This window comes from Rhodopseudomonas palustris BisB18 (assembly GCF_000013745.1).
Lineage (GTDB): Bacteria > Pseudomonadota > Alphaproteobacteria > Rhizobiales > Xanthobacteraceae > Rhodopseudomonas_A > Rhodopseudomonas_A palustris_F.
Genome location: NC_007925.1, coordinates 3,534,721 through 3,546,976 on the forward strand (window position 1 = coordinate 3,534,721; position 12,256 = coordinate 3,546,976).

Below are 12,256 nucleotides of genomic sequence, written 5' to 3' on the forward strand. Positions count from 1 at the left end.
CCTCGTTGTGGATGCTGGTGGCGCGGCGAACGAAACGTCCGGGCCGGTATCTTGCCCGAGCAATATAGAAACTGCACCGGCCGGTTTCAATCGCCGCGCAGCGACGGACCGCTGCCACCAGCGGTCAGGCGCTGGGATAGGGCTCGGCGGCGACTTGGCGCAGATGCCGCAAGCGTTCGCGATGCGCGGTGTAGATGCCGCTGCCGATGATGATCGCGGCGCCGACGAAGGTCCACAGACCCGGCAGTTCGCCGAACACCACCACCCCGATGATGGTGACCCAGACCAGCTGGATGTAGGAGAACGGCGCCAGCATCGAGGCCGCGGCGTGGCGAAACGCCAGTACCACGATCCACTGCCCGGCCGTCGAGGCAATGCCGACGCCGAGGCCAAGGCCGAGGTCGCTTAAGCTCGGGGTCACCCAGACGAACGGCACCAACACGCTCAACACCGCAAAGCCGACGATCGCCGCGAATGCCATGGTGGTGACCACCCGATCGGCGCCGCTGATCATCCTGGTCATGACCAGCGTCGCTGCCCAGAGCAGCGCCGACGCCAGCGTCAGCAGCGCCGCCGGGTTGAACGCCGCGGTGCCGGGCTGCACCACGATCAGCACGCCCACGAGCCCGACCAGCGTCGCGATCCAGCGGCGCGGCCCCACGGTCTCGCCGAGCACCACCACCGACAGCGCGGTGACGAACAGCGGCGCCACGAACGAGGTGGCCGAAGCCTGTGCGATCGGCTGATAGCGCAGGCTGGAAATGAAAATGACCGAGGAAAACACCAGCGCCAGTCCGCGCAACACCTGCAGCCCCGGCCGCACCGACTTCAGCGGCGACGAGCCCGACGCCATCGCCACCGGAACCATGATCAGCACGAACACCAGAAACCGCAGCCAGGCGACCTCGATCGACGGCAAGGTCAGCGTCAGATACTTGCCGAGCGCGTCCGAGCAAGCCAGGAACACGGTCGCGGCGATGATCAGCACGATGCCGCGAAACGGTCGCTCGTCGTGGCGGCGCGTCAGCTTGCGCGCCACGTCACGGGGAGAGATCACAAGGGTCAAGGGCGGGGCCGGCGCTCGAGGAAAATCAGCCTCTCGCAACAATGAGAAGCGCTAACAATATGCTGCAGACAACGATGTTCGCGCGGCAATCGCAAGTGCCGAAAATGCGGCCGGGTTATGCATCAGGCTCCACGCGCGCAAAACGGCGGCTTTTTCCGAGGCGCGCAATATTTTCACCGGTTTGGATCGATCACAACATCGGGAGGCCGTCGCGCACCGGCCCGCGCGGAAACGCCGTGTCGAGCGCGGCTGTGTCCTGCTCGCTCAGCCGCAGCGCGGCCGCGGCGGCATTGTCGGCGGCGTGCGCCGCGCTGCTGGCCTTCGGGATCGCGAACACCGAGCGCCGGCGGGTCAGAAAGGCCAGCGCGACTTGGTGCGGCGTTGCGGCATGGGCGTCGGCGATCCGCTGCAGCACGCGACCGCCCTCGCTGCGCGGGGCCGGAAAATCGTCCTTTCCGAACGGCGAATAGGCCGTCACCGCGACGCCGTGGGCCTCGCACCACGGGATCACCGCGTGTTCGATGGCGCGCTCGCGCAGATGATACAACACCTGATTGCAGGCGATCCGGCCGGGCCCGGCGAGCGCAAGCGCTTCATCCAGGTCGGCGACGTCGAAATTGCTGACGCCCCAGCTCAGGATCTTGCCGGCCGCGACCAGATCTTCGAACGCCGCGATGGTGTCGGCCAGCGGATAGGAGCCGCGCCAATGCAGCAGGTAGCAATCCAGCCGATCGGTCTTCAAGCGTTGCAGCGAGCGCTCGCAGGCCTGCAGGGTGCCGCGCCGCGACGCGTTGCTGGGCAGTACCTTGGAGACCAAGAACACCTCGTCGCGGCGCCCGGCGAGCGCCTCGCCCACCAAAGGTTCGGCTTCGCCGTACATCTCCGCGGTGTCGATATGGCTCATGCCGAGATCGAGCCCCTGGCGCAATGCGGCAATCGCCTTGCCGCGATCACCGCGGTCGAGTGACCATGTGCCCTGCCCGATGACCGAGACGCCGACGCCCCGCGATCCGAACGGCCGCTGCGGAACGCCGGCCCGTTCCGACGCGTCAGGCATCGACGCTGACCGCGATCATCGGCTTCGGCGCCACGCCCTTGCCGGGCTTCAGCCGGAAATCATAGGTCATCAGATGCCACGGCCCCGGCGCCGGCAGCCCGTCCGGCATCGTCGCGTCGGTGCGCAACTCGATGGTCGAGATCAGTTCCTGCTTCACTCCGAACACCACGTCGGACTCCAGATACTTGTCGCCCTCGATGAAGACGTGGGTGACCAGCGGCTCATAGCCCTTGGCGTCGAGCAGGAAGTGCACATGGGCCGGCCGCATCGGATGCCGCCTTGTGGCCAGGATCAATTCGCCCACCGGGCCGTCGATCGGGATCGGATAGCTGCACGGCAAGATGGTGCGAAAGAACAGCCGACCACCCGCATCGGTGGTGAAGCGCGCCCGCAGCGACGGGCCGTCGCTGGCATAGGACGGTTTCTGCGAATCGTAGAAGCCCTCGTCGTCGGCGTGCCAGACATCGACCGTCACCCCGGCCAGCGGCTTGCCGGCAAGGTCGGTGACCCGGCATTGCACGAACATGCGGTCGCCCTCGACGTTTTCCGAAATATCCGCGCCATGCGGCAACGGCCTGTGCTCGCCGACATAGAACGGCCCCAGCACCGTGGTCTGGGTGGCGCCGCCGCGATCGCGATGGTTGACCGCGTCGACCAGCATCGACACCCCGAGCACGTCCGAGAGCAGGATGAATTCCTGCCGCGTGGCGCTGCATTTCTGTCCGGTGCGGGTCAGAAACTCCAGCGCGGCGCCCCATTCCTCGAAGCTCAGATTGGTCCGCCGCACGAAGCCGTGCAGCGACGTCACCAATTCTTCCATGAGGAATTTCAACCGCGGGTCGTTGGCTTCCGCAAAGCTGCCGACCACCGCCGCGGTGAGTTCGCTGTCGTCGAAGTGAGGCATCGCCGATCCTATCCGGAATTCTGATTGCGGCGGAGGCTATACCAAGCCTTGCGCCCTGATAAGCACCGCGGCCGCCGGATCCGATCAACACAAAGTTCCCGACGGCGATAGAACGGCGCGGCATTTTCCGTTATCAGATTTGCCGCGGCGGCCCGCAACCGCCGCCGTTCGATCGACGACCCGACCGCGAGGGAGTGACGATGCCCGGCCAAGATCCGATCAAATCCGCGCCGTCCGCAGCCGCGTCCGGGATGTCCGCCGCCGCGCTGGGGCGCGTCGACGACCATCTGAAGCGCCGTTATCTCGACAGCGGACGGTTTCCCGGCACCCAACTCCTGGTCTATCGCCGCGGCCAGATCGTGCACAACACGGTGCAGGGCTTTGCCGATGTCGAGCGGCAGACACCGGTCAAGCCGGATACCATCTTCCGGATCTATTCGATGACCAAGCCGCTGACCTCGGTGGCGTTCATGATGCTGGTCGAGGAAGGCCGCGTCGCGCTCGACGAACCGGTGGCCAAGTACATTCCGGAATGGAGCAATCTCGGCGTGTTCCAGGCCGGCATCGCGCCGAATTTCCTGACCCGGCCGCCGGCGCGGCCGATGCTGATCGTCGACCTGCTGCGGCACACCTCGGGGCTCACCTACGGCTTCCAGAACCGCAGCAATGTCGACGCCGCCTATCGCGAGAAGAAGATCGGCGAATTCGAACTGGCCGGCACGCTGCAGGGCATGATCGCGGATCTGGCGAGCATTCCGCTGGAGTTCTCGCCCGGCGACGCCTGGAACTACTCGGTCGCAACCGACGTGCTCGGCTATCTGATCGGCACCATCAGCGGCCGACCGTTCGAAGAGTTTCTTCACGAGCGCGTCCTCGATCCGCTCGGCATGACCGACACCGGCTTCTTCGTGCCGCCGGATAAGGCGCATCGGCTGGCCGCCTGCTATGCGGCCGACGGCAAAGGCGGCTTCACGCTGTACGACGATCCGGCCAACAGTCCCTATCTGAAGCCGCCCGGCTTCGTCTCCGGCGGCGGCGGCCTATTGTCGACCGCCTCCGACTATCTGATCTTTTGCCGCGCCTTGCTCAATGGCGGCGAACGCGACGGCGTGCGGCTGATCGGCCCGAAGACGCTGGCGCTGATGACCTCGAATCATCTGCCGGGCGGCCGCGACCTCACCGAAATGTCGAAATCGATGTTCAGCGAGGCGGCCTATGCGGGGATCGGCTTCGGGCTCGGTTTTTCGGTGACGTTGCAACCTGCGCGGACGCTGATCGCCGGCAGCGCCGGCGAATATGCCTGGGGCGGCGCCGCCTCGACCGCGTTCTGGATCGACCCGGCCGAGCAGCTGATCACCATCTTCATGACCCAGCTGTTGCCGTCGAGCGCCTACCCGCTGCGCCGCGAGCTGCGCACCATGGTGTATGCGGCGATCACAGAGAGCAACGTGTAGCGCGCTCAGCGCGGCGCGCTGCGCGCATGCACCACCGCCACCGCGTCGCCATAGACCCGCTGCCAACCCGGCAGCCGATCGAGCTGTTTGACCGCGGGCGTGGTCGGCGCCAGCAGCGTGGCGTCGATGTTGTAGTCGTCGAGCAGCCGCGGCAGCAAATCGGGATCGCGCAGCGTGACCGCACGGTGATGCGCGACGACGAATTGTTCGCCGTAAAGTTCGGCGCGGCCGTCGATGAATGGCGGCACGCCGGCCGCGATCAGGTAGCCGCCGAATTCGTAAGCGTTGAACACCCGCTTGGCGCCGCGCTGTTGCAGCACCGCGACCGCCTCCGCCGGCACCTGCGCCGCCACCAGCGCAAAGCGCAAATGCGGAGCCAATGGGACACTCGCCGCGAGCAACGCCAGCGCGGCGAGAGCCGCGGCCGCAATCCCGCGCGGCGAGGATGCCGCGGCGAGCGCCGGCGGCGCGCCGCCGAGCTGTTCGGACCAGGGCTTGGCCAGGACCAGCGGCAGCAACAGCGCGAACGCCTCGATGCTGCGGACATGCGACAGCGCCATGTGCAACAGTCCGAGAACCAGCAGGATGCGCGGCGGCGACAGCGTCAATCCGCGATACAGCGCAAAACCCAGCAACCCCAGCACCGACGCCTCGAAAGCGCCGAAACGCGAGAAATCGGCCGGCAGCCATTCCGACAGGATCGCCAGCACTTCGCCGAGATCGAGGATGCGGCGCGACGCCAACAGCGTCTCCCAGCCATAGGGCGTGCAGCAGCAGGCCAGCACAGCACCAAAGGCGAACAGCATCCAGCGCGCCGCCAGCGCGACGCGGCGCGCGGGTTCCGCGCTCCAGACGGATTCCAGCGCGACACCGCCGAGCAGCAGCAGACCCAGCACGAAGCCGCCATGCAGATTGGCCCACAGCGCCAGCAGCGGCAACAGCCACAACGACGGCGCGCGCCGCGCATCGGCCGCCGCGATCAGGCTGCCGAACCAGGCCACCATCACCGGCAGCGCCAGCACATGCGGCCGCGCCAACAGATGGTGGATCGACAGGATGAAGGCGGCCATCGCCAGCAAGACCGCCAGCGCCGGCTCGACATGGCGCTGCAGAAAACGCACGAATAGCGCGAACGCCGCGGCGATCGCCAAGGCCGACAGCCCCACCACGCCGGCCCAGCCGGCTTGCGCAAAGACCGCGGCATACAACAGCTGTGCGAGCCAGGAACTGGAGATCCACGGCGCGCCGAGCTTCGTGAAGGAATAGATGTCGGTCGTGGGGACGGCGTGGTGATCGACGATCCATCGCCCGACCTCGATCTGCCAGAAAATATCGGAATCCTGCAGCAGGTCGTTGCCGGCGACGAACTGGAACAGATACACGCCGGCGCCGACCCAGAACGGCAGCAGCCAGCCCCTCGGGCCGGCGGCAGCGGACGAATGGACGGCGGACAGCGTCACGGGTCATGCCAGATGTTGCAAACCGGCCTGTCGCCAGCGAGCGCCGATCCAACCATGGCGAGGATAATACTTGGTAAAGCGCGGCCCGCCTGAGATCGCGGTCAGCGCCTCCGCTCGACCGCGTTCACCGCCCCGGCCAGGCCGGCTTGCGCTTCTCGGCGAACGCCTTGAGCCCCTCCTTGGCGTCCTCGGTCATCGCCAACAGCGCGATCTGGCTTTCGGTGTAGGCGATCGCCTGGTCGAACGACATCGCGCCGATCGCCCGCATGGCGTATTTGCCGCGCCGGATCGCGGTCGGTGATTTGTCGGCGAGCCGCGCGAGCAGCCAGTCGACCTTGGCATCGAGCTCGGCCGCCGGCACCGCGTAGTTCAACAGCCCCGCCGCCAACGCCGCCTGGGCGTCGAACGGCTCGCCGGTCAACGCCCATTCGTTGATCAGCCGGCGCGGCGCGATGTCCTGCAACAGGCTCATCACCTGCATCGGAAACACCCCGACCTTGACCTCGGGCAGCCCGAACAGCGCGGTGTCGGCGGCGACCGCCAGGTCGGTCATGCACAACAATCCCATGCCGCCCGCCATGCAGACGCCGTTGACCCGCGCGATCGACGGTTTGGTGGCATTCTGCGACAGCCGCAACAGATCGGCGTAGTCGACATTGGGCTTGGAGAAATCCGCCGCGAACGCAGCACCGGTCGCCTGCAGATCGGCGCCGGCGCAGAACGCCTTGTCGCCGGCGCCGGTCAGCACGAGGGCGCGCACTTCGGCGTCGTCATGGGCGAGGCGATAGCCGCGGCCGATGCCGTCCACCACGCCGGCGTTGATGGCGTTGCGCTTGTCGGGCCGGTTGATGGTGATCCACAACGCCGCGCCGCGCTTCTCGATGATCACGCTGTCGTCTGTCATGGCATTGCTCTTTTACGCTTGTTGCGACATCGCCTCGATCTCGGCGACGATGCGGCCGGTTGTGACCTGCTCGCCTTCCTCGACATCGATCGCCGAAACGATGCCCGAAATCGGAGCGGCGTGCACGTGCTCCATCTTCATCGCTTCCAGCGTCAGCACCGGCTGCCCGGCCTCGACCTGGTCGCCGGGCTTGACCAGCACCGCGACGACGCGGCCGTTCATCGCCGCGCGCAGCCGCCCGTCGCCGCCGGCCGCGGCGGCGCGCGCCGGCGCGGCGCGGGTCAGGTCGCGGACCGCAGACGTGACGCCCTGCCGCAGCACAAACAGCGCGTCGCCGTCGCGGTGATAGACGATGGATTCCGACATCCCATCGGCACGGAAGCGCAAGGTGTCGCCGCTCAGCTCGTCGAGCGCGAAGCGCACGGCGTTGCCGCCGATGCGCACGATGGTGCAGCCGTCGCGCTCGCGCGTCACCTCGGGCTCGAGGGTGATGCCGTCGATCTCGATCCGCAGCGGGCACGGGAACGTCGCCGCCAACGAGCGGCCCTTGCGCCAGCGCGGCGCGTGGCGATCGGTGACGTACAGCAACAGCGCCGCCACAGCGGCGGCCGGCACATCGTGGTCCGGCTCGGGCGCCAACAACGCATCGCGATGCTGGGCGATGAACCCGGTGGTCGCCGCGCCGGCCGCAAACGAAGGATGCCGCAGACAGGCGGCGAGGAAGCTGCAATTCGTGGAGACGCCGAACGCGACGGTCCGCGCGAGGCCGTGCAGCAGTTTTCGCCGCGCTTCGTCGCGGCTGTCGCCGTGGGCGACGATCTTGGCGATCATCGAATCGTAATATGGCGAAATCGCCGAGCCCGACTGCAGCGCGTGCTCGACCCGCAATTCGCCCGGCATCTGCCACAGCGCGAGCCTGCCGGATTGCGGCATGAAATCCTGCGCGGGGTCTTCCGAACACAGCCGCACCTCGATGGCGTGGCCGCGGAACTGGACATCGTCCTGCTGCAACGGCAGCGGCTCGCCGGCGGCGATCCGCAATTGCAGCTCCACCAGATCGAGCCCGGTGATCGCCTCGGTGACCGGATGCTCGACCTGCAGCCGCGTATTCATCTCCATAAAATAGAACCGCCCATCGCCATCGAGCAGGAATTCCAGCGTGCCGGCGCCCTCGTAGCCGATCGCCTTCGCCGCGTTGACGGCGACCGTGCCCATCTCCTCGCGCAACGCCTGCGACACCGCGGGAGACGGCGCCTCCTCGATCAGCTTCTGGTGCCGGCGCTGCACCGAGCAGTCGCGCTCGCCGAGATGGACGGCGTGGCCGTAGCGATCGCCGAACACCTGAATCTCGATGTGCCGCGGATTCACGATCGCGCGCTCCAGGATCACCGTGGGATCGCCGAACCCGCCCTGCGCCTCCGACCGCGCGCCGCGCAACGCTTCGGCAAACGCCGCGGCATCTTCGACCAGCCGCATGCCGCGACCGCCGCCGCCGGCGACCGCCTTGATCATCACCGGAAAGCCGATCGAAGCCGCCTCACGCGCCATCGCTTCGTCGCTCTGATCGGCGCCCTGATAGCCCGGCACGCACGGCACGCCGGCCTTGCGCATGATCGCCTTGGCCCCCGCCTTGTTGGCCATCGCCGCGATCGACGCCGCCGAGGGCCCGATGAACAGCAGGCCGGCGTCGCGGCAGGCCGCGGCGAAGTCCTGGTTTTCGGCGAGGAAGCCGTAGCCGGGATGCACCGCATCGGCGCCGCTCTGCTTCGCCGCGGCGATGATCGCTTCGATGTTCAGATAGGATTGCTGCGGCAACGCGCCGCCGATACGGACCGCCGCATCGGCGGCACGGACGTGCAACGCGTCGGCGTCGGCGTCGGAATACACCGCGACCACCGCATAGCCGAGTTTTCGCGCGGTGCGCATGATGCGCAGCGCGATCTCACCGCGGTTGGCGATCAGAATGCTGGAGAACGGCGTCAACTGCAAAGCGGGAGCGACGCTCATGGCCGCGCCACCGAGAATTGCATGCGCTGCGGCGCCCGCGCCTCGGCCTCGCGGCAGATCGCCAACACTTCGGCCAGCACCGCGCGGCTGTCGCGCGGATCGATCACGCCGTCGTCGAGCAGCCGCGCCGAGGTGGCGAACACATCCATCTGGCCATCGAACACGAAGGTGATGCCGGCCTTCAACTTGTCGAGCTTGTCCTTCTCCACCGCGATGCCGCGCCGCACCGCCGCGGCCTCGGTGACGATCGCCATGGTTTCGGCGGCCTGCTCGCCGCCCATCACCGCGGTCTTGGCGTTCGGCCAGGCAAAGCAGAACCGCGGATGAAAGCCGCGACCGCACATGCCGTAATTGCCAGCGCCGAACGACGCGCCGCAATAGATGGTGATCTGCGGCACCGTGGCGGAGGTCACCGCCTGGATCATCTTCGAGCCGTGCTTGATCATGCCGGCCTCCTCATAGGCGCGGCCGACCATGTAGCCGGTGGTGTTGTTCAGATAGAGGATCGGCGTCTTCGACTGGCAACAGGCCTGGATGAAATGCGTCGCCTTGTTGGCCCCGGCGGGATCGAGCGGGCCGTTGTTGGTGACGATGCCGATCGCGGCGCCTTCGATGCGGGCGTGGCCGCACACCGTGGCCGGGCCGTAATTCGGGCTGATCTCGGTGAAATCCGAATCGTCGACGATGCGCGCGATCACCTGGCGCATGTCGACCGGCCGCTTGTGGTCCATCGGCATGATGCCGAGCAGCTGTTCGGCGTCGTAGCGCGGCGGCTTGGAGCTGCGTCCAAGGGCGGCAGGTCGATCCCATTGCAGGGAGGCCATGATGTCGCGCGCGATCCGCAGCGCGTCGCGATCGTCCTCGGCCAAGTAATCGCCGAGCCCGGAGACGCTGGTGTGCATCTCGGCGCCGCCGAGTTCTTCCTCGGTGGCGATCTCGCCGGTCGCGGCCTTCAACAGCGGCGGCCCGGCGAGAAACGCCCGGGTCCGGCCGCGCACCATCACGATGTAATCGGATAGCCCGGTTTGATACGCACCACCCGCGGTGGACGAGCCGTGGGTCACGGTGACCACCGGCAGGCCTGCCGCCGACATCAGCGCCAGATTGCGAAAGATGTTGCCGCCGCGGACAAAATCCTCGACGCGGTAGCGCATCAGATTGGCGCCGGCGCTCTCCACCAGTTGCACGAACGGCAGCTTGTTCTCCAGCGCCAGTTGCTGCACCCGCAGCGTCTTGTCGAGGCCGTAGGGCTGCAGCGCCCCGGCGTCGATGCCGGAATCATTGGCGCTGATCATGCAGCGCACGCCGGAGACGAAGCCGATGCCGGCAATCACGCCGCCGCCGGGCACGCTCTTGGCCGCATCCGCGGTGTCGAACAGGTAGCCGGCCAGCGTCGACAGTTCGAGAAACGGTGCGCCTGGATCGAGCAGCAGCGCCACCCGTTCGCGCGGCAGCAATTGCCCGCGCTTGTGGAATCGCTCGCCCGAGGCCGCCGAAGCCTTGCGCGCCCTCTCCTCGAGCTCGCGCATCCGCGCGATCAGCGCCAGCATGCCGTCGCGGTTGGCCTTGAACGCCTCGCCGCCCGGCGCGATGGTGGAGTCAATGATGGCCATGGCATTCTCTCGTCATTCCGGGGCGCGAGGCCGCAGGCCGAGCGAACCCGGAATCTCGCAGCAAGGCAAAGCGCATCGCGTGGAGCAGGATTCCGGGTTCGCTTGCAGCTTCGCTGCGCGCGCCCCGCAATGACGGCCTCTCACGTGTCACGCCCGCTCCGTCGCAAAGAAGTCGGCAAACCGGTTGCGCAGTTCGACCTTGCGCAGCTTGCCGGTGGCGGTCATCGGCATGTCCTCGACGATCCGGATCAGCTTCGGCACCTGGAAGCCGCCGAGATGGGCCTTGCAATGCTCGGCGATCTCGGCCTCGCTGGCCGCGGCGCCCGGCTTCAACTTCACGAAGGCCGACACCGCCTCGCCCCATTGCGGATGCGGCAATCCGACCACAGCGGCGTTCTGCACCGCGGGATGCGCCAGCAGCGTCTCCTCGATCCTCACCGAGGCGACGTTCTCGCCGCCGGACTTGATCATGTCTTTCTTGCGGTCGAGGAACAGCACCTCGCCGTTCGCGTCGATCAGCGCCAGATCGCCGGTGTGATGCCAGCCGAACTTGCGCGCGGCGGCGGTGGCCTCGGGATCCTTGTAGTAGCCCATCATCACGTTGGGGCCGCGATGCACCAATTCGCCGATCTCGCCGCGCGGCAGCAGACGCCCCTCCTCGTCCATGATCGCGGTCTCGTTGACGATCAGCGATTCGCCCCAATAATTGCCGAACCGCTCGAGCTGACGGTCCGGCTGCGACATCGTGGTCGCCGGATACATCTCGGTCTGTCCCGACGTCAGCGCGAAGTTCGGACACAGCTCCCTGATGCCGCGCTCCAGCAGCGGCCGCCCCATCGGCGCCATGGTGTAGATGCACATCCGCAGGCTCGACAGGTCGTAGTCGTTGCGGCGGGGATGATCGAGAATCGCCTGATACATCAGCGACAGGCCGACAAACACCGTGAGCTTGTCGCGCTGGATCGCCTCCATGCAGACCATGGGATCGAAACCGCGCATCAGCGCCATCCGGCCGCCGACCGCAAGATAGCTCAACAGCAGCACATGGCCGGCGCAGTGAAAGATCGGAAACTGGCCGGTGATGCCGTCGTCGCGGCCGAGTTTCATTTCGATGCAGTTGCTCATCACCGCCATCACCACCGCGAGGTGGCAATGCATCGCACCCTTCGGCCGCGAAGTGGTGCCGGAGGTGTAGATGATCATCGCCAGATCGCGGTCGTCGAAATCGATCTCCGGCTCGGCGTCGGATTGCCCCTCGATCAACTCGCCGAAGCTGGCGAGTCCGGCGGCCTTCGCCTTGCCGGTGAGATCGATCGTGACCAGATCGATGCCGCGCTTTTCGAGTGCGGCGCGGCGCTCCGGCTGGGCGTGCAGATTGTCGTCGATCAGCGCGAGGTTCACCTCGGCGTGGTCCAGGATGTAGTCCATATCCGCCGGCCCCAGCATGGTGTTGATCGGCACCCAAACCAGGCCAGCGCGGTGAATCCCGAACAGCGCTTTGACGAATTCCACCGAGTTGTTGCAAATCGTCGAGATCTTGCTGCCGGGCCGCAACCCGCGCGACACCAGATAGTTGGCGAAGCGGTTGGCGTCGCGTTCCAACTCGGCGAAGCTGACGCGGCGCTCGCCATCGCTCAGTGCGACGCGATCGGCGAAGCGCACCGCGGCCTTCTTCAGCAGATCGCCGATCGCCACCCGGCCGATACGCCCGGGCCCGGAAACGCCGCCAGTGGCTGCAAGATCACTCATCGTCCCCTCCTGGCTCGCGACAGCTCTGGCGGCTGGTGCTGC

The 12,256-nt window shown here is 67.1% G+C and carries 9 protein-coding genes; 1 reads left to right on the plus strand and 8 read right to left on the minus strand.

Going from position 1 to position 12,256, the window contains the following annotated elements:
- Window positions 1-124: 124 nt before the first annotated feature.
- The 3 genes from RPC_RS16020 to RPC_RS16030 form a co-directional block, all read right to left on the minus strand.
- Entirely contained in the window at window positions 125-1,057 is a 933-nt protein-coding gene (locus tag RPC_RS16020; protein ID WP_011473625.1) for a DMT family transporter, read from the minus strand.
- Window positions 1,058-1,256: 199 nt separating this feature from the next.
- Window positions 1,257-2,123 (minus strand): aldo/keto reductase, encoded by an 867-nt coding sequence (locus RPC_RS16025; RefSeq protein ID WP_011473626.1) that lies wholly within the window; start codon window positions 2,121-2,123, stop codon window positions 1,257-1,259.
- A complete protein-coding gene (locus tag RPC_RS16030) occupies window positions 2,116-3,027 on the minus strand; it encodes an intradiol ring-cleavage dioxygenase (RefSeq protein WP_011473627.1) in 912 nt (303 codons plus the stop codon). The genes RPC_RS16025 and RPC_RS16030 overlap by 8 nt, the downstream gene beginning before the upstream one ends.
- A gap of 200 nt (window positions 3,028-3,227) precedes the next feature.
- Here RPC_RS16030 and RPC_RS16035 point away from each other — a divergent pair, with 200 nt between their 5' ends.
- A complete protein-coding gene (locus RPC_RS16035; protein ID WP_011473628.1) occupies window positions 3,228-4,481 on the plus strand; it encodes a serine hydrolase domain-containing protein in 1,254 nt (417 codons plus the stop codon).
- Window positions 4,482-4,486: 5 nt separating this feature from the next.
- On the opposite strand, the gene RPC_RS16040 is transcribed toward RPC_RS16035, so the two are convergent.
- The 5 genes from RPC_RS16040 to RPC_RS16060 form a co-directional block, all read right to left on the minus strand.
- Window positions 4,487-5,941 carry a hypothetical protein gene (locus RPC_RS16040; protein ID WP_011473629.1) on the minus strand — a complete coding sequence of 485 codons (1,455 nt, stop codon included), beginning with the start codon at window positions 5,939-5,941 and terminating at the stop codon, window positions 4,487-4,489.
- Window positions 5,942-6,065: 124 nt separating this feature from the next.
- Window positions 6,066-6,845 (minus strand): enoyl-CoA hydratase/isomerase family protein, encoded by a 780-nt coding sequence (locus tag RPC_RS16045; protein ID WP_011473630.1) that lies wholly within the window; start codon window positions 6,843-6,845, stop codon window positions 6,066-6,068.
- Window positions 6,846-6,857: 12 nt separating this feature from the next.
- Window positions 6,858-8,852 carry an acetyl/propionyl/methylcrotonyl-CoA carboxylase subunit alpha gene (locus RPC_RS16050; protein WP_011473631.1) on the minus strand — a complete coding sequence of 665 codons (1,995 nt, stop codon included), beginning with the start codon at window positions 8,850-8,852 and terminating at the stop codon, window positions 6,858-6,860.
- Entirely contained in the window at window positions 8,849-10,465 is a 1,617-nt protein-coding gene (locus RPC_RS16055) for an acyl-CoA carboxylase subunit beta (RefSeq protein WP_011473632.1), read from the minus strand. The genes RPC_RS16050 and RPC_RS16055 overlap by 4 nt, the downstream gene beginning before the upstream one ends.
- Before the next feature lie 147 nt (window positions 10,466-10,612).
- A complete protein-coding gene (locus RPC_RS16060) occupies window positions 10,613-12,214 on the minus strand; it encodes an AMP-binding protein (protein WP_011473633.1) in 1,602 nt (533 codons plus the stop codon).
- Window positions 12,215-12,256 lie beyond the last annotated feature (42 nt).

Bases quoted from the DNA above. Each gene is read 5' to 3' on its own strand.
- RPC_RS16055 (WP_011473632.1), bottom strand. From the start codon at position 10,465: ATGGCCATCATTGACTCCACCATCGCGCCGGGCGGCGAGGCGTTCAAG.
- RPC_RS16060 (WP_011473633.1), bottom strand. From the start codon at position 12,214: ATGAGTGATCTTGCAGCCACTGGCGGCGTTTCCGGGCCCGGGCGTATC.
- RPC_RS16025 (WP_011473626.1), bottom strand. From the start codon at position 2,123: ATGCCTGACGCGTCGGAACGGGCCGGCGTTCCGCAGCGGCCGTTCGGA.
- RPC_RS16035 (WP_011473628.1), top strand. From the start codon at position 3,228: ATGCCCGGCCAAGATCCGATCAAATCCGCGCCGTCCGCAGCCGCGTCC.
- RPC_RS16045 (WP_011473630.1), bottom strand. From the start codon at position 6,845: ATGACAGACGACAGCGTGATCATCGAGAAGCGCGGCGCGGCGTTGTGG.
- RPC_RS16050 (WP_011473631.1), bottom strand. From the start codon at position 8,852: ATGAGCGTCGCTCCCGCTTTGCAGTTGACGCCGTTCTCCAGCATTCTG.
- RPC_RS16030 (WP_011473627.1), bottom strand. From the start codon at position 3,027: ATGCCTCACTTCGACGACAGCGAACTCACCGCGGCGGTGGTCGGCAGC.